Below are 21,218 nucleotides of genomic sequence, written 5' to 3' on the forward strand. Positions count from 1 at the left end.
ACAAGTAAGGAGGCAATGATGGGAACGATAGATTGGCTAAAAGAAGTAAATCAGCGAAAAGAGGAGTTTATTGCTGATTTAAAAGGATTATTACAAATAAAAAGTGTTTTAGATGAAGAGAATGCAACAAAAGATGCTCCTTTAGGCAAAGGGGTCAAAGAAGCGTTAATGTATATGCTTGATTTAGGTGAAAAAGACGGATTTGAAGCAAAAAATATTGAAAATATCGCAGGGCACCTTCAATTTGGTACAGGAGCGGAATGTGTCGGGATTCTCTGTCATGTTGATGTTGTGCCGGAAGGAGATGGGTGGACAAGCGATCCTTATAGTGCAGAAATAAGGGATGGGAAAATATACGCTAGAGGTGCACTTGATGACAAGGGGCCTACAATGGCTGCATATTATGCTATGAAAATAGTGAAGGAACTAAGGCTTCCTTTATCAAAAGAAATAAGAATGATTATTGGAACAGATGAAGAAAGCCAGTGGCGCTGTGTTGATACATATTTTAAAAACGAAAGTATGCCGACAATGGGATTTGCACCGGATGCAGACTTTCCCATTATTTATGCAGAAAAAGGAATAGCTGATTTTGATATTGTGCAAATTCGCGACAAGCTAAAGCCAGAGAATGAGGCTATGCTGTCTGTAATCTCCTTTTCATCTGGCAGAAGATATAATATGGTTCCCGACTTTGCAACAGCACGTCTTTATGCACAAAATGAGCAAGAAGTTATGCAGCGCTTTAATGAGTATTTAAATAAAGGCAGTTTAACAGGTCGCTACATAATGGATAAGGGAGAGTTGATTTTAGAACTAGACGGGGTCTCAGCACACGGTTTAGAACCAGATAATGGAGTAAATGCTGGACTGAAGCTTGCTGCGTTTCTTGCAGAGCTGAAATTAGATGAGAAAGCAGCACCTTTTTTCACCCTTTTATCCGATTATTTTACCGAGGAATCAAGAGGGGGAAAATTGGGAGTAGCCTATCAGGACGAAATTACGGGAGACTTAACGATCAATGTTGGGAAATTGCATTATACAAAAGATGATGGCGGAAGATTAGGTTTGACTATGCGTCATCCTGTGACAACAGATATGGAAAAAACGAAAAGTAAGCTGGATGAATTATTAGAAAGTTTCGGTTTTTCTATGGAGAATTTCTCAAATTCCAAACCACATTATGTAGAAAAAGATTCTGAGCTTATTCAAACATTACGAAAAGTATATGAAGAACAAACAGGAGAAAAGGCAGAATTAATATCGATTGGCGGCGGCACATATGCACGCTCATTAGAAAAAGGTGTTGCTTTTGGCCCGCTTTTTCCTGGAAGAGAAGATATTGCCCATCAAAAAGATGAGTATATGATAATCGATGATTTAGTAAAGGCAACAGCCATTTACGCACAGGCAATTTATGAACTAGCGAAATAAGCTATATACAGCAATTATTATGATGTAAAATAGGGAATAGCATGTTTGTAATCTAAAATTAATGAAATAAATAGAGAGAAAAAGCTTGTGTAGGGGGAAAGAGAATGAGCATCGTGTTAATGAATGGAGAGTTTATCCCAAGAGAAGAAGCAAAAGTGGATATTGAGGATAGAGGATATCAGTTTGGTGATGGAATATACGAAGTAATTCGTGTGTATAACGGGAAAATGTTTACGGCTTTTCAGCATCTAGAACGTTTGCAAACAAGCAGTGAAAAAATTAACATAAACATAACCTATACTATCCAGGATTTAACTGTATTATTAGAAGAATTAATTCATCGCAATTCTATGCATACAGGAATTATTTATATGCAATTTACAAGAGGTGCAAGTCCTAGAAATCATGCATACCCAACTGAAACAGTAAATCCAACATTTGTTGCATATACGAAGGAACTAGAGCGTCCTGTTGCATCGTTGGCAACTGGAGTTTCTGCTATAACAGTAGAAGATATTCGCTGGTCCCGGTGCGATATTAAAAGTTTAAACCTGCTTGGAAATGTGATGGCCAAACAAAAAGCAGTAGAAGCAGGTTGCTATGAAAGTATTCAATATCGTGAATTAACAGTGACAGAAGGAAGCTCTTCAAATATTTGGATTGTAAAAGATGAAGTGGTACAGACACATGAAGCAAATTCATTTATTTTAAATGGAATTACGAGACAAAAAATTGTGGATGTATGCCAAAGACGGGAAATTGCTGTGAAGGAAAAAGCTTTTTCTATTGAAGAGCTAATCGACGCAGATGAAGTTTTTCTTTCAAGTACAACAGCCGAAGTAATGCCAATTGTTGCTATTAATAATGTTCCAGTCGGTTCTGGAGAAGTGGGAATCATCACACAAAAACTGCAAAATTACTTTAAAGAAGAAATTTTTGTTGAATGTGGAAAAATAGAATAATAAAAAAGGCAAGCTGCAAATAAACACAGCTTGTCTTTTTAATCCTTAGTTAACGGGCTTTTGACTCCCGCTGATGGAAGCTTCATTTTATTGATTAGTTAGTATATTTTTTGCTTTGGCTTCTTTAAGCCACTGGGGAAATTCATTTAATAATTGATCATACAATTCATTGTCCGTAATTTTTTCTGCATCTTCAATATGAAAGAAGTTGGCGTTGTCTATAAAACGACCTTCCATTGTATCGAGCTTTTCTAATACTTCAAAATTACTGTTTCCAATGCCGATGAATTGCCAAAAAATTGGTTTGTCAGAAGAAGAGATAATTGGTTTTTTTATTGTTCTTTTGCATCCCCCATCATTAATAAAAACAATAAAGGCAGGATCTTCGCTTTTATCTTCTTCTGTATATTTTTGGATTATATCTTCCATTACTGGCGGTTCATCATTTCGTCCAAATTTATGGATTAGTGGATTTTCCAATACATAAGTGTTTACATAGTTTTCAAAGTCATACTCTGTTACTGATTTAAGGCGCGAAAATTCATTGTCATATACCCAAATATCAAGAGAGCCATCATCATCAAATTGACTGGCAACCGCTAATACTCTTTCCACTACTTTTTGAACTGTGCCATTTTTATATAAGGAACGCATCGAACCAGAAATATCTAGCACCAGGCCAACTCTAGCTGTTACATTTTGCAGCTTCTTTTTTTCTAATACAATATTTGCCGATTTTTTCAATAATTGAATGCTCATTTTTTAAACCCTCTTCCTTAAATAATATTAGCAGGCAGCAGTCTAGTTTGTTGTCTATTATTTTACTAGTTTTTTACTAATTTTTAAAGAAAAGTAAGTTTTGGTAAAAAGTCAAACCCTCTCCCCTATTTGCCTTTGGAAGATAGGTTTTGATCCTTAGTTAAAAACATCGCTGGATAAATATCTTTCTCCTGTGTCACAAACGATAAATACGACAACATCCTCTGGAGATAGTGTTTTTGCTACTTGGACAGCTGCAAAACAAGCTGCACCTGAAGAAGGCCCAGCAAGGATGCCTTCTTCTTTTGCTAATCTTCTTGTGTAGTCATATGCTTCTTCATCTTTAATTAAATGAATTTCATTGTAAACATGCTGGTTGAGAATTTCCGGTATAAAACCAGGGCTTGTGCCAACAAGTTTATGCGCTCCCGGTGTTCCTCCAGATAATACAGGAGAGCCAGCAGGTTCTGCAACATGAACGGTTAATTCAGGATATTTTTCTTTTAGTTTTTCTCCGGTTCCTGTAATTGTGCCACCAGTTCCTGCGGTTGCAACAAATGCTTTTAGCGGTTTGTTTAACTTATCCATTGCTTCGATAATTTCTGGAGCAGTAGTTAAACGATGCGCTTCTGGGTTATGTGCATTATCAAATTGCATAGGAACATAACTATCAGGGATTTCAGAGGCTAGTTCCAGCGCTTTTTTTATGGAGCCAGGCATTTTATCTTCTCCTTTTGTTAAAACAACTTCTGCTCCATATGCTTTTAATATATTTATTCTTTCTTTTGTCATTGTATCTGGCATAACAAGAATAGCTCGATAGCCTTTTGCTGCTGCAATCATTGCAAGGCCAATGCCTGTATTTCCGCTTGTCGGCTCAATAATTGTAGAACCCGCCTTTAATTTTCCTTCTTTTTCAGCTGCTGCAATCATTTGATAAGCAGCTCTATCTTTTACACTTCTTGATGGATTAAAATATTCAAGTTTCGCATAAACAGCTGCGCCATCTTTAGGGCTGATTGAATGGAGTTTAACTAATGGCGTATTGCCGATTAATTCGGCTGCATTATTATAGATTTTCATAAAATGATTTCCTTTCTTTTGGTCAGTCATGAAGCTAAAAAGATGTATATTTCATTTCAGCTAATAAACGGAGAGAATAAATTTTGCCCTTTTTGCTGGCGTGTCTTTATTATATAGCATGATTGCAAATGAGAGGATGAATCTAATCTGCGCTGAACTTTTTATTAACGATTTATTAATGAATAGTATGGATAAAACAATCCAAAGCATTCTTTTCCCTTAACTAATTTATAAGGAATAAAATAAAGGATAAGCAGTTACGATTAAAAACTCCATTATCGGATATATAATAGTATAATGGTATATAGCTTTTAAAAATGAATGAGAATATAAAGTTATATACGTATTTGCTATAAAGAAAAGGGTGTCTAAATGTCTATAGAACCACATTATTTTGTTGCAATAAGCTTGCCAGATCAGTTGAAAGAACATATTGCAGCAGCAAAACAAGCATTAAAACATCCATTTCCATTTCAAAGATGGGTGCATCCAGATGATTATCATTTAACACTTGCATTTCTAGGAAGTTCTTCTCCCGATCAATTGCAGCTTTTGGCAGACCATTTGGATAAAAAATTCTGCAAAAGTGATGCGTTTTCTTTGCAGATAGATCAATTGGGTATATTTGGGAATTGCACTAGACCAAGAATTTTTTGGCTGGGAGTAAAACAAGAGAAAAAATTAACATCTCTGCGAAATAAAGTGTATGATGAATGTGAAAAGGTGAATTTTAAACTAGAGAGTCGGCCTTTTCATCCGCATATCACTTTGGCAAGAAAGTGGAAAGGGGAATCTTTTCCAATCGAAACATTGCAGCAAAAAAATCCCTTTGTCCATAAGGATGTATCTTTTTCTGTTCAATCCATCGGAATTTTTCAAACACATGTAAATAAAGAGCCAAAATATGAAAAAATACATACTTCCCTTTTCTGATGGCTTTGTTAATGATAAAGCAGAGCAGAAACAGCTTTCTTTAACGAAGTCTTGCTTAATATGTCGACAGGAATCATTGTTGTTTATAAAGGGATCTGGCTTATTTAATTAAAAGCTATTGCCTTAAAAGGGGGAAGTATATTTGGCGCAGCTAGTTAAATTAAAAGATTATGTTTCGCGATATGAACAGAATATTATTGTTTATCCTTCACGATTTGTTCGGTTAAAAAAACAAAAATGGGAAGGGGTAAAAAAACTATATCAGACTAATCAGTTAATAAAGCCTAGAGAAACGGACTTCTATGAAGAAGAATGGGAAGAAGAGAAATCCTCTTTTATATCGAAAATAAAAGGCATTATCAAAAAAACGAAAAAAGAAGAGCTGGCTGAGCAGTTAGAGATTAAAAAAGATGAGCCTGTAGCGACAGAGGAAGATGCATTAGCATTTGATTATATTCCAGATCAATATAGAGACCTAAAAAGTTTAGACGACTTAAAACTGCAATTTTTAAACCAACTTTTTAAATTTCAGCTTAAATGGGCGAGTTCAACATTAACAGAAAAATCAACTGTCAAAAAAGCGTTCTATTATGACGATAATTTGAAATATTTTCTGCAGCGATTTCCAGATACATACTTAGTTTTTTACAAACCTATATTCCTAATAAAAAATGCACCAGTAGAATTAGATACGATTATCATAACTCCAACAGATGTATGGATAATTACCATGTTGGAAGCAGAAGATTCCGCTGTATTTGTTGGTTCCAATGAGAAATTTTGGGTCAAAAAAAGCAGAGATAAAGAGAAAAAGATTTTAAGTCCAATCATATCTATTAATAGAACAGAAAAAGTAGTGAAGAAGCTATTGGCAGCACAAGAGGTGGATATACCTATTCAAAAAGTCATTTTATCAAGGAATGGATATATTGACTTTCCTGCCGTGCCATATCACTTAAAACTTATTGAAAAACGCAATTATCAAGAGTGGTTTGAGATGATGCGCAATAATCGTTCCCCTTTAAAAGCTGTTCAACTAAAAACAGCAGAGAGTTTGCTGCGGTACTGTTTAACAACTTGTGCTAGAAGATATGAATGGGATGTTACTGATGAAAAATAGATTGTGCAGGTTTATGACGCATTAAAGGGCTTTTGGCTTCCACCTAAGAGATTATAAGAGAAGATGAGAAAATTTAGCTGGGTAGAAACTTGCCCGTAAAAGCCTGATTGGTTCTAAGGACACTTCGTGAGGGACATGGACCCCAAAAAATCCCCAATGAGTGAAGTTTCATTTTATTTGAAGGAGTTGACGGCAGTTGTTATCTATAAAGCGTAATTTTTTTGCTTATCTAGATGGATTGACTATTATTACTATTCTGCTTCCTTATTCCTATCATCAAGGCGAAGCAAATAAATTTTTATTAAAAAAAGATGGAAGCTTTGTTTCTCTATCGATTGAAGCAAAAGAAAAATTTGCTGATTTTGTCAAATATATCTGTAAAGCCCCTAGCAAATTGGAGATAGGGGAATTTTATGAAATAGTGGATGAATATAAAGGTATGACAGATTTGCAGATAGGGGCGGTAATAAGAACAAAAGAATTTGACGATTTGTTTTATTATGACGGCTCTTTAGGCGTTGCATACAGTCTGGAGAAATGTGATTTTTCATTATGGGCTCCAACGGCTCAACGAGTAAAATTAATTCTTCAAAATCCATTAAAGCCAGTTGATGAAAGAATAGAGATAGACATGGAGCGAGGGGACAAAGGCGTTTGGAAAACAACGGTCAATAAGAAGCTGGAAAACTACTATTACAGCTACCTTGCACTTGTAAACCTAGAATGGAGAGAGTCTGTAGACCCCTATGCAGTCGCAGTTAATGCAAATGGATTAACAGGCGCGATTGTTGATTTAAATAAAACGAAGATAATAAAGCCTCCTTTGCCTCCTTTACCTCATACAGTAGACAGCATTGTATATGAGACCCATATAAGAGATTTTACAATTCATGCAAACAGCGGGGTGAAGAATAAAGGAAAGTACGTGGGAGTTTCTGAGTTAAATACAAAAACAGCCAGCGGGGAACTAACCGGTTTATCTTATGTAAAAGACTTAGGTGTCACTCATATAGAATTTTTGCCTGTACATGATTTTGAAGAGGTTGATGAATTGGCAGAGCAAAAAAAATATAATTGGGGCTATAATCCAACACATTATAATGTACCAGATGGAAGCTACTCTCTGCATCCCAATAATCCATACACAAGAATTCATGAATTAAAATCAATGATTCAATCGGTGCAGAAAGAAGGGCTTCGGGTAATATTAGATGTTGTCTACAATCATGTTTATAAAAAAGAAGAATCGCCATTTGAAAAGATAGTTCCAGGCTATTTTTTTCGTTATGATAAGTTTGGTATTCCTTCTAATGGAACAGGGGTAGGCAATGATATTGCCTCAGAGCGATTGATGGTTAGAAAATATATAGTCGATTCCGTGCGTTTTTGGCTGGAACAATATCAAATAGATGGTCTGCGCTTTGATCTAATGGGTATTCTTGATATTGTGACAATGAAGGAAATACAAAAGCTTTGCAACAAATATGATTCTAATTTTTTAATTATCGGCGAAGGCTGGAATTTGCCAACAACCATTCCAGAGAAGGAAAGAGCAATTATTAAAAATCAAAAGCAACTTCCAGGTATTGCTCAATTTAATGATCAGTTTCGGGATAAAATAAAGGGCAGCACCTTTCAATTAAATCATATTGGCTTTGCTTTAGGTGGAAATGAACAGAAAGTGGAGGAACTGCTTTCTGGGAGTATTGGACTTTTGCAAGCAAATCAAGGTTTATTTACAGAACCTAATCAAACTGTGAACTATGTGGAGTCACATGATAATCATACCTTATGGGACAAAATTGAGATTTGTTTTCCTTTCGAAAAAGAGGAGATAAAACAAAAAAAGCATCGCTTAGCAACTACTCTTGTTTTGCTTAGTCAAGGCATTCCTTTTTTGCATAGTGGCCAAGAGTTTTTTCGAACTAAAAAAGGAGTCGAAAATAGCTATCAATCTCCAGATGAAATTAATCAGCTAGATTGGGATCGAATGATATTCTATAAACAAAATGTCCAGTTTATTAAAAATGTCATTCAATTAAGAAAAGACAATGGAGCCTTTCGTTTACAATCATCGGCTGATATTAGAGCCCATATCAGAATAAAACGAATAGACAGCAGTTTTATTGAATATCAATTGATCCATGTCAAAAAGTATGGACAATGGGAAACGATCATTGTCTACATTAATGCCAGTGCAAATAGCGCAAAGATCTCTATACCGAATGGAGAATGGAGTTATTTGATGGATAATATGAACGTTTATTCAAACAACCATCCAAGTGTAAAAGAGCAAATAAAACTCCAGCCATTTAGTGTAGTCATTATTGCACATAAGTAAATGTTCTATTGCTGGGCTAGAAGAGCAGAAAAAGCACTTTTCTAGCCTGCAGAGATTAATTTGCATCCTCATCATTTGTTTCCAAATAGATGTTTAAACAAAAATAAATTTTTGAAAAATAATAATATATAGCAGATATACTTGACTAAAAAATGAAAAAAGAGATAATATTTAATGTGATAACTCTTTTTATTTATTACATATTTTTATTTATATTTGTTAAATAGCAGAAGAAATTGGTTAACATAGTATGGAGTGGAAGTACTATGTCCTTTTCTTTTTCATCCCATATCCATTTAATTAAGTTAGATTTAGTGGCAAACAAGAATAGGGTATCCTCTTCAGTATATCGTTTTGTTTGTTTTCGGTAACTTTGGGATGATCACTTTTATAAAGATATTGGCCATTTTAGTAGGCCGTTTTTGTTTGTTCTTCCTACAAAATAGGGTACAAAGAATCAAACAGGGATTCCTTAACCTATCAACTAGGGAGCATAATATATAGTAGGTGAACAATTTTGGAACATTTATTAGGACAAGATTGGGAAATAACCCCAGCAGGCGGAGAGACTGGTGAAGCATTTTTTGCGCAAAATAATGGACAAAAATTGTTTTTGAAAAGAAATTCCTCTCCTTTTTTAGCTGTATTGTCTGCGGAAGGCATTGTACCAAAACTTGTTTGGACAAAAAGATTTGCAAACGGGGATGTGTATACAGCTCAGCAGTGGCTAATTGGCAGAGAATTTAGTCATTCCGATATGGCAGATGAACGGGTAGCGATGTTATTAAAAAAAATTCATACATCTAAACCGCTATTAGAGATGCTGAAAAGACTGGGAAAAACATCCCTTCTTCCAAGTATGATACTTGCTGTCATTAATGCAGAGCTAGATGAAGAATTATTAAATAATGATACTATCGTCGATTCTATCCATTTTTTAGAAGCGAATTTACAATATATAGATAATGATAATCATGTTGTATGCCATTGTGATGTTAATCATAACAACTGGCTGCTTTCAGAAGACAATCAGCTGTATTTAATTGATTGGGATGGTGCGATGATTGCAGATCCTGCTATTGATTTGGGCATGCTGTTGCATTGGTATATTCCAAAAGAAAATTGGGAAGATTGGCTTATTCAATATGGTTTTGAGCTTACCGATAATTTATTGCTCAGAATGAAATGGTATGTGATAGCCCAAACGCTTATATCCATTCAATGGTACAAAAAGAAAACGAGATTTAAGGAAATGGAAAAATGGGTTCAATTCTTAAAGGAAATGGATCTGAAATAAACAGATAAGTTTTGTTCTAAGAAAATTTATGTGATCAAAACTTTCAGGCTGACATTGTTTAAAAGGCAGCCTGAAGTAAATTGGTTAGGATAATCCTTCAATATTATCTACCCATTGAGAAAGCTGATCTTGATGTGAGCCAATATGCTGGTCTAGATTTGCAGATTGAATTCCCTTTTGGCTATATTGGTGAATCTCTTCCAAAATTGGAAGAATATTAGAATTGATTTCTCCATTTACCTTAAGAGATGTAATAAGTCTTTCTAATTGTTCGCATTCTGAAACCGATCCGCAACAGTCGGATTGATGATTATTTAAAATATCCTTTAATAAATTTAATTGATGCTCATGGTTGATTGGCATAACATAACACCCTTTCCCCGTGTTTATAAGAACAAATACCAGTTAAGGAATTCACTATTAGGTTGTGGATTCTTTTTTGCTTTATACTTATTTGTAAATTGTAAAATTATCCTTCTTCAAAAGTCTTATTCCTTTTAATCGGCAAAAGAGGTTTATATACAGATACGCTGTTTTAGAAATTCAGTTTTTGCGTTTTGCTTTTTGCGTGAACAGCAAAATGCAAAAAAATTCTCAAAGGGACTTGCATGAAAGAAATTTGCATGTTATTGTTTGAACGATAAGTGGAAGAAGGGGTGGCAAAATGCGAGTAAGACACAAACCATGGGCGAAGGACAAGTTAAGTGCATATCCCCAATATGTTGTCCAAAATCCTGAAGAAAATAGAGGTAATTGGCAAAATATATTTGAACAAAAAGGACCTATTCATATAGAAGTTGGAACAGGGAAAGGCCGTTTTATTTCTGAAATGGCAAAAGCAAATCCATCTATTAATTATATTGGAATTGAAATACAAGAGAGCGTAATAGTAACGGCATTGGACCGCTTAATTGATGCAGATGTTCCCAATATAAGATTAATGAACAGTAATGCAGCAGATTTAACGACTTTTTTTGCTGAGAATGAAATAGACCGGGTTTATTTGAACTTTTCTGATCCATGGCCAAAAACACGCCATGAAAAACGTCGCTTAACGTATAAAACATTTTTGAATACTTATGAGAAAATTTTAGTGAAGAATGGAGAAATTCATTTTAAAACGGATAATCAAGGTTTATTTGAATATTCTTTATGGAGTTTTTCCCAATATAATATGCTGTTGAAATATATTAGCTTAGATCTTCATAACAGTAATTATGAAGGCAATATTGAAACAGAATATGAAGAGAAATTCTCCAATAAGGGTAGTAGAATATATCGCTGCGAAGTGCAATTTAAATAAGTTCTGCTGATTTAGCAGGACAAATAAGACAGAAAACAGCTATCTATAATAGTTTGAACCCAAAAACGGGATTCAGGCTAGTAAAAGATAGCTGTTTTTATTTGCATTTAGCTAATAAATAATGGGGGAAAATGCACCTATAACCAAAATAAGGGAAAAGGTGATACAATGGATAAAAATGCAGGAAAGGAGTTTAGCAAGATGGATACACTTCAATTAGATACAATTACTATCCATTGGTTAAATGGAGGCGATACAAATATGGATGGCGGTGCTATGTTTGGTGTGGTGCCAAAACCATTGTGGTCTAAAAAGTATGCCCATAATGAAAAAAATCAAGTAGAGCTTCGAACAGATCCTTTATTTATCCAGTGGGAAGGTAAAAATTTTTTGATTGATACAGGGATTGGCAAAGGAAAACTAACAGATAAGCAAAAGAAGAATTATGGAGTAACGGCAGAATCCTACTTAGAAGCAGATTTGCTGGAATTAGGCGTTTATCCAGGAGATATTGACTATATATTAATGACACATATGCATTTTGACCATGCATGCGGCTTAACCTCATTAGCAGGAGAGAAATATCAATCCATTTATCCAAATGCTAAAATCATTACTTCAAAGATAGAATGGGAAGAAATGAAAAAACCAAATATTCGCTCTCGCAACACATATTGGGAACAAAATTGGCAAACCATTAAAAATCAAGTGGAAACTTTTGAGGAAGAATGGACATATGGGCCCTTTAAAATGATTTATACAGGAGGCCACAGTGATGGCCATAGTATTATTCTCATCCAAGATAAAACAAAAGTATGTTTGCATATGGGGGATATTTTGCCAACGCATGCTCATCAAAATGTTTTATGGGTAACAGCATATGATGATTATCCTCTAGATTCGATTCGGCAAAAGCAAAAATGGATTCAATGGGGAGTAGATCATGAAGCATGGTTTACTTTTTACCATGATAATATCTATCGTGCAATCAAATGGGATGATGATGGACAAATAGTGGAGAGCCTAAGAATAGAATAGAAAATTCGACTGCAGGCTATTCTAAAGGAAAATAACGCAGACAATGCAGAGAGAGATGCTTTTGTTTGCAATATTTTTATGTTTCTCCAACTTTTAGCGATGAAAAGCATAAAAAAATTATCCGGCATTAACGAGCAGTAAAACCCCCACCTTAAAATGATGAGAAGAAATGAAAAATCTAGGTGGGGGATAACTGCCTGTAAAGACCCGATTGGTTCAACTAACAATCAGTGGGGGGAGAAAACCCCACTGATTGAAGCTTCACTTTATCTAAATAGGTGACTGTCTAAAATCTAAAAGAGTAAAGCCAAAAGTGGAAAAATACCCATTTATCCTATACGGGATAGACGTTAAGAGCGATTAGCGAAACAAAAAAATTTTGATTATATTTTAATGGGATAATAATCAAGAATATTTCCTGTTTGGCTGTCTGCAATAAATTCAATTGCAGCATGTTCTTTTGGATTTTTGGAATTAATGCCGCCTTTATAGACAAGATAAGCTTGATTCCCTTTGTTGTAGGATTCCTTTTGCATATTAATCCAAGAACCTGTAATCTGCATTTGTTCTTTAAAATGTTGTTTGGCCAAATTTAACACCTCTTCTCCGGAAAGGTAATGGCTTTTTGTTACAGCATCTGTTGTAATATAAGCTGCTGCAATCCCAACGGTTATGCCGGCAATAAAAGATTTCCAATTCATTTGTACACTACCTCCATTCGCTTTTTTTATCCCGCATTAATGGGCAGTAAGACCCCTGCCGAAAAATTAGAAGAAATGAGAAATTTAGGTGGGGGATAACTGCCTGTAAAAGCCCGATTGGTTCAACTAACAATCAGTGGGGGATGAAAAAAAATCCCCTCGCTGATTGAAGTTTCACTTTATTATAGCCAAAATACTTTAGACAAGCGAAAAAATAAGAAGAAAGACTATTCATTTTTTAGATAGTTAATGGTGGCATGCCGAAACATCTTTCGGTAGAATAAGAAAGTGAAACTTATTTAGGATTGCTAAAAAATAAAATTAAAAAAGAAGACTATTTTCTCAAATTTTGTTTTTTTATCATACAAAAACGGAGAAAAAAGACATAGCAGGCTGATTATGCCTAGAATCTTGTGAAGATGAGAGAAAGACTCGGAGAGCCGCCCACGGAAAGGCAGGGCATTCCAGTTTTGTTTTAAAGCAACAATCGATATAAAAATAGCCGCAAAAAAACAATAGTACATAGCCCCATAATAAGTGAAGGAGTGAAAAAAATGAATCAACAAACACTAGAACTATTTAAAACATTAACAGAACTGCAAGGTGCAGCAGGCAATGAACATGAAGTGCGAAACTTTATGCGAGAACAATTAAGTTTGTATAGTGATGAAATTGTGCAAGATAAACTTGGCAGTATATTTGGCTTGAAAAAAGGAAAATCAGAGGATCCAACAGTTATGGTAGCAGGACATATGGATGAGGTTGGTTTTATGGTAACATCGATTACAGAAAACGGAATGCTGCGTTTTCAGCCATTAGGCGGATGGTGGAGCCAGGTCCTTTTAGCGCAAAGAGTGCAGGTTATGACAAATAATGGACCGATTATTGGGGTTATTGCCTCTATTCCTCCACATCTTTTAGATGATGTACAGCGAAATAAACCGATGGATATCAAAAATATGCTGATTGATATTGGTGCAGACAATAAAGAGGATGCAAAGAATATAGGAATTAAACCTGGTCAGGCTATTCTTCCTATTTGTCCATTTACGCCAATGGCAAATAAAAAGAAAATTATGGCAAAAGCATGGGATAATCGTTATGGCTGCGGTTTAGCCATTGAATTATTAAAAGAGCTTCAAGGAGTGGAAGTGCCGAATAATTTATATTCTGGAGCAACTGTACAAGAAGAAGTTGGTTTAAGAGGAGCACAGACAGCGGCAAATATGATTAAGCCGGATATTTTTTATGCATTAGATGCAAGCCCTGCAAATGATACATCTGGTGATAAAAACCAATTTGGCCAGCTTGGAAAAGGCGCTCTTTTGCGTATATTTGATAGAACAATGGTAACGCATAAGGGAATCAGAGAATTTGTATTAGATACAGCAGAAAGCAATAATATAGCCTATCAGTATTTTGTTTCACCAGGAGGCACGGATGCAGGAAAAGTCCACATTGCCAATGAAGGAATTCCAAGTGCGGTAATTGGCATTTGTTCTCGGTATATCCATACAAGCGCTTCAATTATTCATATTGATGATTATGCTGCTGCAAAAGAATTATTGATTAAACTTGTAAAAACAACAGATAAAGGGACTGTTGCTTCTATTCTTTCTGTTTAAATGTCTACAAGGAAGGAGAACAAAAGAGATAGGAGGAGCTTTTATTGAAAATTTGTATCGGTACAAAAAATCCCGCTAAAATTGCTGCAGTAAAAGAAGGGTTTCAATCTTATGGAAATGTTTCTTTTATTGCATTAGATATCCCTTCTTTAGTAAGTGAACAGCCTTTTTCTGATGAAGAAACGATTCAAGGTGCTCTCAATAGAGCAAAAGGTGCTGTTTTCGAAGGCGCGGGAGATATAGGGATTGGATTGGAAGGCGGGGTTCATCGAACAAGAGATGGACTTTATATTTGTAATTGGGGGGCACTTTCCACATCAGATGGAGGGGTTTTTATTAGTGGAGGTGCTCGCATTCCATTGCCTCGTGAAATAGAAGAGCAGCTTCTCCAAGGAGAAGAACTAGGTCCAGTAATGGATTGCTATGCCAATAAACATAATGTAAGACATCACCAAGGAGCAATCGGCGTTTTAACAAATGGCAAAATCACAAGAAGCGCGATGTTTACACATATTATGGATTTGTTGATTGGGCAGTATGAATATAAAAATAAATAATGCAGGCATTTTATTAGATTGGAAATGTTGCTTTTTGATATGATCAACAGGTAGAGCGGTTTTTCATATAGAGTGCTGCTATTTAATGCCAGCAGTCTATAAGATGCGGTCTGCTTAGTAATTCTAAAAGTTTTTTCATTTTATTTAACAAGCAGCAAAATTTTAGAAAACAGCCAAAAGTAAAAAAGGTCCTTGAAGGAGGAAAAATTTTGAGAGAATTACAAACACAAGAAGAATTTAGCGAATTAAAAAATAGCAATCAAAAAACTGTTTTTTTATTTTCGGCAAATTGGTGTGGAGATTGTCGTTTTATTGATCCATTTATGCCAGAAGTAGAATCAAAATATAGCGAATTTACTTTTGTTCATGTAGATCGAGATAAGTTTATTGACACTTGCATTGAATTGGATGTATTTGGAATCCCCTCCTTTGTTGCATATGAAAGCAATAAAGAATTAGGCCGTTTTGTGAGCAAAGATAGAAAAACGCAAAAAGAAATTGAAAATTTTATTGAATCATTGGCGTAAATAAGTAATATAAAAAACAATACGATGCGTATTGTTTTTTATATTACTAAGAAAAAATCTTGAGGTTGCTGGGATGACAAGAACATATCAGACAAAAAAAGGAAGGTATTATTTATCGAGCATTCCCCCCTCATTGATTGAAGGCTCACTTGATTTGAAGGAAATCTTAAAATCATTGGAGTTAATTTATTAAAGGAGTATGTGGCATAAATGAAAATGGATAGCAAAAAAATGAAGGATATATTAAAGAGCGAGTTAGAAACAACGGATAGAGTGTTCACTTTTGATGCTAAAAAAGATCAAGTCCGCATCGAAAGCAAAAGTTCGAAAAAGGGTGTTACGGTTTCATTGCCTGGAATCATTGCAAAATGGGAAACGGAAAAAGAACGCGCAATAGAAGAAGTAGTATATTACATTGAACAAGGATTACAGGCCTTTGAATCAAATTCTTCTGAAGGGGGAAAAGAAAAAAATATCTTCCCAGTTATTCGTTCTACATCTTTTCCTACACAGTCAAATGATGAAGTGCCATTTATAACAGATGAACATACGGCAGAAACAAGAATTTATTATGCCTTGGATATGGGAACTACTTATCGGCTGATTGATGAGCAATTAATGAAAAAGGAGGGGTGGGAACATAATCAGATTAAGGAAATAGCCATGTTTAATGCAAGAAGACTGCCAACCAATTTAAAGGAAGATCTTGTTGCAGGAAACACTTTCTACTTTCTGAACAGCAATGATGGCTATGATGCAAGCAGAATCTTAAATGAATCTTTTATTAGAGATATGTCCGGTAAAGTAGAAGGAACAATGGCGCTTGCCGTTCCTCATCAAGATGTACTCATTATTGCAGATATTAAAAATGAAACAGGCTATGATATTTTAGCGCAAATGACAATGAGCTTTTTTGCCAGTGGAAGAGTGCCGATTACCTCCTTATCCTTTTTATATGAAGACGGGGAATTAGAACCAATCTTTATCTTGGGGAAAAATAAAAAAAATAAATAAAACAACTCGTAGGAAAAGTAGGAAATGCAAAATTCTGATAGAATAAACAAGAAAAAGGGTTTAATAGACGGCCAGTTAAGAGCAATGTATTAAAAAAAAATCATCTGCTTGTCATTTGTTAATAAAAAATCATGAAAAAGATGTTAAAAATACTTGGAATTGAAAACTGTATGCAATGAAATGGTAATAAAATAAAGAAGAACTATGGCTGCCAAACAGCGGTATATTTGTTCGTAAATACAGAGAATAAAGGGCAAGATAATTATTTTTTTGTCGTTCTTTTTCAAGAGCATTGCTGCTTAGCTTAAATAAGCAAGGAAAAATAGTATTTTCATTCTCTTATAGCTGATAAAATAGTAAAGAGAATATGCAGAAAGAGTGATAAAGTGTGAATTGGTTCAAAAAAATGTTAAAACAAATAAAAAACGATAACGAAAATGACATGGACCAAGTGCTATTTGTTAATGAAGAACCTGAGGTAACAAACTCACCATTTGAAAGAAAAAAAGAGATGGAATCAAAAGTGATCTATCAATATCCAAAAGGAAAATTCCGGTTTCCTGTTATACCAGACAGCGTGCCTAGCGAGAAACCAAGAAGAGAGGAAGGGAGTAGAAAACACAAAGAAGAAAATAAAGCCTCTGTACTGCAAGAGGAGGAAAAACAAAAAGTTATTCCAAGCAGTCAAACTACGGAGGCAACTGCTAAAAATAAAGTAGAAATACCAAAAATGAAAAAGCCGTTCCGACCGACAGAAACAATTTCTCCTATATATGGATATAATAGGCCATTGAATAATCATGAACAGAACAAAAAAGCATTTAATTTAGAGGAGTATGAAAAACGGCATGATAGGCATTTATCCTCAGCTATCAATAAAGAACATGAGGAATTATTATTGTTTGAAGAGTATTTTGAGGAGAATAGGCGACAAGAAGAGGCAGCATCGAATGAAGTGGAACTGAATAAAGAAGTGCTAACTGCTGAAATGGACCATAAGCCTCCATTTAAGGAGGAAGATACTCCAGTTAATGCTTTTCAACATGAACAGCCTGCAGTCACAGAAAACATAACAGATGGAAAAAAAGATCAAGATGTTGTGCGTTTCAAGGAAGAAAATACTATTCAAGAGCTTAATGCGAAAACAGAAATGATGGAAGAAAATGAAGGAAAGGAAAAAAAGGAAGCAGAATTTGAACATTCTAATTCTTCTCCAAGCAATCCAATAGAGGATCCGCCTATAGCTGTTGAGGAAAAAAAACACGGAAAAGCAGCGAAAAGAAGTTCATTGCCGTTTAATGTCTTAATGCTGAATAAAGACAGACGATACATAGAGCAAAAGAGGAAAGAACAAGAAGCGTTAGCATTGGAGAGAAAAAGAGCGGAACAAAAGAAGCTGGAAGAAGAAAAAGCGGCGTTGGAAGAAAAAAGAGCAGAACAAAAAAAACTGGAACAACTAGTAGCTATGCAGGCAGAAAAAGATAGGATTTCTAGTATGCAAAAACAAGAGGAGGATGGACTAACCTATTATGCTTTTCCATCGGTAGACTTGTTGCATCCTCCTGTCAAGAAAGTGGAGAATGATGACTGGATTAAAGAACAAACAAATGTGCTAAACGATACTTTATTAAATTTTAATGTTCAGGCAAGGGTAGTAAATGTAACGCAGGGCCCTTCTGTAACAAGATATGAGGTTCAGCCGGAACCAGGTGTTAAGGTAAGTAAAATTACAAACCTGTCTGATGATTTAAAGCTTAGTTTAGCTGCAAAAGATATTCGGATTGAAGCGCCAATTCCCGGAAAACATACCATTGGCATAGAGGTTCCTAATCGAACAAGCAGACCAGTATTAATAAGAGAAATTATCAATAGTGATGTCTTTAAACGGTCTGAATCTCCGTTAACGGTTGCTTTAGGTTTGGATATTTCAGGGAAACCAATTGTAACAGATTTACGAAAAATGCCTCATGGGTTAATTGCAGGTGCAACAGGTTCTGGGAAAAGTGTGTGTATCAATACGATGCTTGTGAGTCTATTGTATAAAGCGAAGCCAGAGGAATTAAAACTATTATTAATAGATCCGAAAATGGTGGAACTTGCTCCATATAATTTTATCCCGCATTTGGCTAGCCCAGTCATTACGGATGTAAAAACAGCAACAGCAGCATTAAAGTGGGCTGTAGAAGAAATGGAAAACAGATATGAATTGTTAGCACATGCGGGAGTTCGTGATATTACAAAATATAATCAGTTAGCAATGGATAGTAAAAACTACTCGCAAAAACTTCCATACATTGTCATCATTATTGATGAGCTTGCTGATTTAATGATGATGGCACCAGCGGATGTGGAAGAAGCAATCAGCAGAATTGCTCAAAAGGCAAGAGCGTGCGGCATTCATTTGCTAATTGCAACACAAAGGCCTTCTGTTGATGTCATTACTGGCTTAATCAAGGCAAATGTGCCAACTAGAATTGCCTTTTCTGTTTCTTCTCAAATTGATTCAAGAACGGTCATTGATATAAGTGGTGCGGAAAAATTGCTTGGAAAAGGTGATATGCTGTTTCTAGAGAATGGAACATCAAAACCTGCACGTTTGCAAGGGACTTTTGTTTCAGATGAGGAAATTGATGAGGTTGTTCAGCATGTAAGGTGGGAAAGAGAGCCGGATTATTTATTTGAACAAGAAGAGCTGCTTAAGAAAGTTCAAATAACAGAAGAAGAAGATGAATTGTTTTTTGAAGCATGTGAATTTATTATTGAGCAAGGGGGCGCATCAACATCCAGCCTGCAAAGAAGGTTCAAAATTGGCTATAATAGAGCTGCCAGATTAATTGATATGATGGAAAAGCAAGGTTTTATTTCAGAAGCAAAGGGAACAAAACCAAGAGATGTGTTAATTACAGCAGATGAATTTTTGCAATTGCAGGAACAAGTGTAGAATTGTTGAAAATGATACAGAATATAACCATTCAAAGGGAATAATGATTGTTACATAGTTTTTCTGTGGAAAAGATGGTATAATCAATAAATGTGATTGTGAAAGAATTAAATTCAAATAGCCTAGTTTTTTGGAAAATGGATAGGTAGAAAAAAGGAACATAGCAAAAGGAAAGATGCTATGAGCAAAATAAAGTTTTGTGTCATATACTGGTTTAAAAGATATACGATTGTTGGAGGTTCTTTATATGACTATTTACCACTTCGTAGGTATAAAAGGGTCAGGGATGAGTGCATTAGCGCAAATTCTGCATGATATGGGTTTACAAGTACAAGGTTCTGATGTTGACAAAAGATTTTTTACACAAATAGCTTTAGAAGAATCGGGAATAAAAATTCTTCCTTTTCAAAAAGAAAATATAAAGCCTGGAATGAACATAATTGTTGGGAATGCGTTTCCTGATACACATGAAGAAGTAGAAGAGGCTATGAAATTAGGCCTTCCGGTTGTTCGTTATCACCGTTTTTTAGGCGATTTTATGAAACAGTTCACAAGTGTTGCAGTAACTGGCGCTCATGGCAAAACGTCTACAACAGGATTGTTGTCCCATGTTATTAAAGGGGCAAAACCTACCGCTTATCTAATAGGTGACGGGACAGGAAAAGGAATAGCTGGAGCAGAATACTTCGCTTTTGAAGCATGTGAATACAGAAGACATTTTCTTTCGTACTTCCCGGATTATGCTATTATGACGAATATTGATTTTGATCATCCGGATTATTTTGCGAATGTTGATGATGTTTTTTCTGCTTTTCAGGAAATGGCATGGCAAGTAAACAAAGGCATTTTTGCATGCGGTGATGATGAGCAGTTGCAAAAAATTCAAGCAAAAGTTCCAGTAGTTTTTTATGGATTTGGAGATGAAAACGATTTTCAAGCAAGAAATGTTGTGAAAACTACAGAAGGAACGACATTTGAAGTATACGTAAGAAATACGTATTATAATACTTTTTCAATTCCGACATTTGGTGATCATAATATTCTAAATGCTCTTGCTGTTATTGCATTAAGTCATTATGAAGATTTAGATGCAGAAATCGTAAAAGAACGATTATTGTCTTTTGAGGGAGTAAAACGCCGCTTCTCAGAAAAAACAATAGGTTCTCAAGTAATTATTGATGATTATGCACATCATCCAACAGAAATTAGAGCAACGATTCAGGCTGCTAGACAAAAGTATCCAGACAGAAATATTATTGCAGTATTTCAGCCGCATACTTTCTCTAGAACACAAACATTTTTAAATGAGTTTGCGAACAGCCTAAACTTAGCTGATTCTGTGTATTTATGCGAAATATTTGGATCTGCAAGGGAAAATCATGGGAAATTAAGCATAGAAGATTTGGCCAATAAAATTCCTGGCAGCAAAGTTATTTCGGAAGAAAAAATGAAGTCACTTCAAATTCATGAAAATAGCGTGATTATTTTTATGGGTGCTGGTGATATTCAAAAATTTCAACAAGCATATGAAAAAACACTTTTATAAAAAAACAAAAAGATGCTGGGAAAACCAGCATCTTTTT

The 21,218-nt window shown here is 35.1% G+C and carries 18 protein-coding genes; 14 read left to right on the forward strand and 4 right to left on the reverse strand.

All coding sequences use genetic code 11. The annotated features are described in order from the left end of the window. The first annotated feature begins 18 nt into the window (after positions 1-18). Positions 19-1,434 (forward strand): dipeptidase PepV, encoded by a 1,416-nt coding sequence (gene pepV / locus NCCP28_RS20920; RefSeq protein WP_248563177.1) that lies wholly within the window; start codon positions 19-21, stop codon positions 1,432-1,434. A 104-nt stretch (positions 1,435-1,538) separates the two neighbouring features. Then, positions 1,539-2,396, forward strand: coding sequence for a D-amino-acid transaminase (gene dat, locus NCCP28_RS20925; protein WP_248563159.1), 858 nt, complete (start codon positions 1,539-1,541; stop codon positions 2,394-2,396). Between the two features lie 87 nt (positions 2,397-2,483). Here dat and NCCP28_RS20930 read toward each other — a convergent pair whose 3' ends face one another. Together NCCP28_RS20930 and cysK are read right to left on the reverse strand one after the other, a co-directional pair. Then, on the reverse strand, positions 2,484-3,155 hold the full coding sequence (locus NCCP28_RS20930) for a vWA domain-containing protein (RefSeq protein ID WP_248563160.1): 672 nt from the start codon (positions 3,153-3,155) through the stop codon (positions 2,484-2,486). A gap of 156 nt (positions 3,156-3,311) precedes the next feature. Beyond that, on the reverse strand, positions 3,312-4,238 hold the full coding sequence (gene cysK, locus NCCP28_RS20935; RefSeq protein ID WP_248563161.1) for a cysteine synthase A: 927 nt from the start codon (positions 4,236-4,238) through the stop codon (positions 3,312-3,314). Positions 4,239-4,610: 372 nt separating this feature from the next. On the opposite strand from cysK, the gene thpR reads away from it, so the two are divergent. From thpR to NCCP28_RS20955, 4 genes are all read left to right on the forward strand, one after another. Further along, on the forward strand, positions 4,611-5,171 hold the full coding sequence (thpR, locus tag NCCP28_RS20940) for an RNA 2',3'-cyclic phosphodiesterase (protein WP_248563162.1): 561 nt from the start codon (positions 4,611-4,613) through the stop codon (positions 5,169-5,171). Between the two features lie 142 nt (positions 5,172-5,313). Continuing rightward, positions 5,314-6,291, forward strand: a complete 978-nt coding sequence (locus NCCP28_RS20945) for a nuclease-related domain-containing protein (RefSeq protein WP_248563163.1) — start codon at positions 5,314-5,316, stop codon at positions 6,289-6,291. A gap of 196 nt (positions 6,292-6,487) precedes the next feature. Beyond that, on the forward strand, positions 6,488-8,632 hold the full coding sequence (gene pulA, locus NCCP28_RS20950; RefSeq protein ID WP_248563164.1) for a type I pullulanase: 2,145 nt from the start codon (positions 6,488-6,490) through the stop codon (positions 8,630-8,632). Between the two features lie 517 nt (positions 8,633-9,149). Further along, positions 9,150-9,929, forward strand: coding sequence for a phosphotransferase family protein (locus tag NCCP28_RS20955; RefSeq protein ID WP_248563165.1), 780 nt, complete (start codon positions 9,150-9,152; stop codon positions 9,927-9,929). A gap of 84 nt (positions 9,930-10,013) precedes the next feature. On the opposite strand, the gene NCCP28_RS20960 is transcribed toward NCCP28_RS20955, so the two are convergent. Beyond that, positions 10,014-10,292, reverse strand: coding sequence for a YtzH-like family protein (locus NCCP28_RS20960; RefSeq protein ID WP_248563166.1), 279 nt, complete (start codon positions 10,290-10,292; stop codon positions 10,014-10,016). A gap of 301 nt (positions 10,293-10,593) precedes the next feature. On the opposite strand from NCCP28_RS20960, the gene trmB reads away from it, so the two are divergent. After that, positions 10,594-11,232, forward strand: coding sequence for a tRNA (guanosine(46)-N7)-methyltransferase TrmB (trmB, locus tag NCCP28_RS20965; protein ID WP_248563167.1), 639 nt, complete (start codon positions 10,594-10,596; stop codon positions 11,230-11,232). A 201-nt stretch (positions 11,233-11,433) separates the two neighbouring features. Beyond that, complete coding sequence (locus NCCP28_RS20970) at positions 11,434-12,270, forward strand: YtnP family quorum-quenching lactonase (RefSeq protein ID WP_248563168.1); 837 nt, start codon at positions 11,434-11,436, stop codon at positions 12,268-12,270. 383 nt (positions 12,271-12,653) lie between these two features. Here NCCP28_RS20970 and NCCP28_RS20975 read toward each other — a convergent pair whose 3' ends face one another. After that, positions 12,654-12,971 (reverse strand): PepSY domain-containing protein, encoded by a 318-nt coding sequence (locus NCCP28_RS20975; protein WP_248563169.1) that lies wholly within the window; start codon positions 12,969-12,971, stop codon positions 12,654-12,656. Between the two features lie 554 nt (positions 12,972-13,525). Here NCCP28_RS20975 and NCCP28_RS20980 point away from each other — a divergent pair. The 6 genes from NCCP28_RS20980 (at position 13,526) to murC (ending at position 21,181) form a co-directional block, all read left to right on the forward strand. Beyond that, positions 13,526-14,596, forward strand: coding sequence for a M42 family metallopeptidase (locus NCCP28_RS20980; RefSeq protein ID WP_248563170.1), 1,071 nt, complete (start codon positions 13,526-13,528; stop codon positions 14,594-14,596). 44 nt (positions 14,597-14,640) lie between these two features. Beyond that, complete coding sequence (locus NCCP28_RS20985; RefSeq protein ID WP_248563171.1) at positions 14,641-15,153, forward strand: DUF84 family protein; 513 nt, start codon at positions 14,641-14,643, stop codon at positions 15,151-15,153. A gap of 209 nt (positions 15,154-15,362) precedes the next feature. Next, positions 15,363-15,680, forward strand: a complete 318-nt coding sequence (locus tag NCCP28_RS20990; RefSeq protein ID WP_248563172.1) for a thioredoxin family protein — start codon at positions 15,363-15,365, stop codon at positions 15,678-15,680. A 216-nt stretch (positions 15,681-15,896) separates the two neighbouring features. After that, positions 15,897-16,694 (forward strand): DUF1444 domain-containing protein, encoded by a 798-nt coding sequence (locus tag NCCP28_RS20995; protein ID WP_375709439.1) that lies wholly within the window; start codon positions 15,897-15,899, stop codon positions 16,692-16,694. 388 nt (positions 16,695-17,082) lie between these two features. Continuing rightward, positions 17,083-19,635, forward strand: a complete 2,553-nt coding sequence (locus NCCP28_RS21000; protein ID WP_248563174.1) for a DNA translocase FtsK — start codon at positions 17,083-17,085, stop codon at positions 19,633-19,635. A gap of 247 nt (positions 19,636-19,882) precedes the next feature. After that, on the forward strand, positions 19,883-21,181 hold the full coding sequence (gene murC, locus NCCP28_RS21005; RefSeq protein WP_248563175.1) for a UDP-N-acetylmuramate--L-alanine ligase: 1,299 nt from the start codon (positions 19,883-19,885) through the stop codon (positions 21,179-21,181). The last annotated feature ends 37 nt before the right edge of the window (positions 21,182-21,218 follow it).

Origin of the sequence: Niallia sp. NCCP-28, from assembly GCF_023168165.1 — a bacterium.
Taxonomy (GTDB): Bacteria; Bacillota; Bacilli; order Bacillales; family Cytobacillaceae; genus Niallia.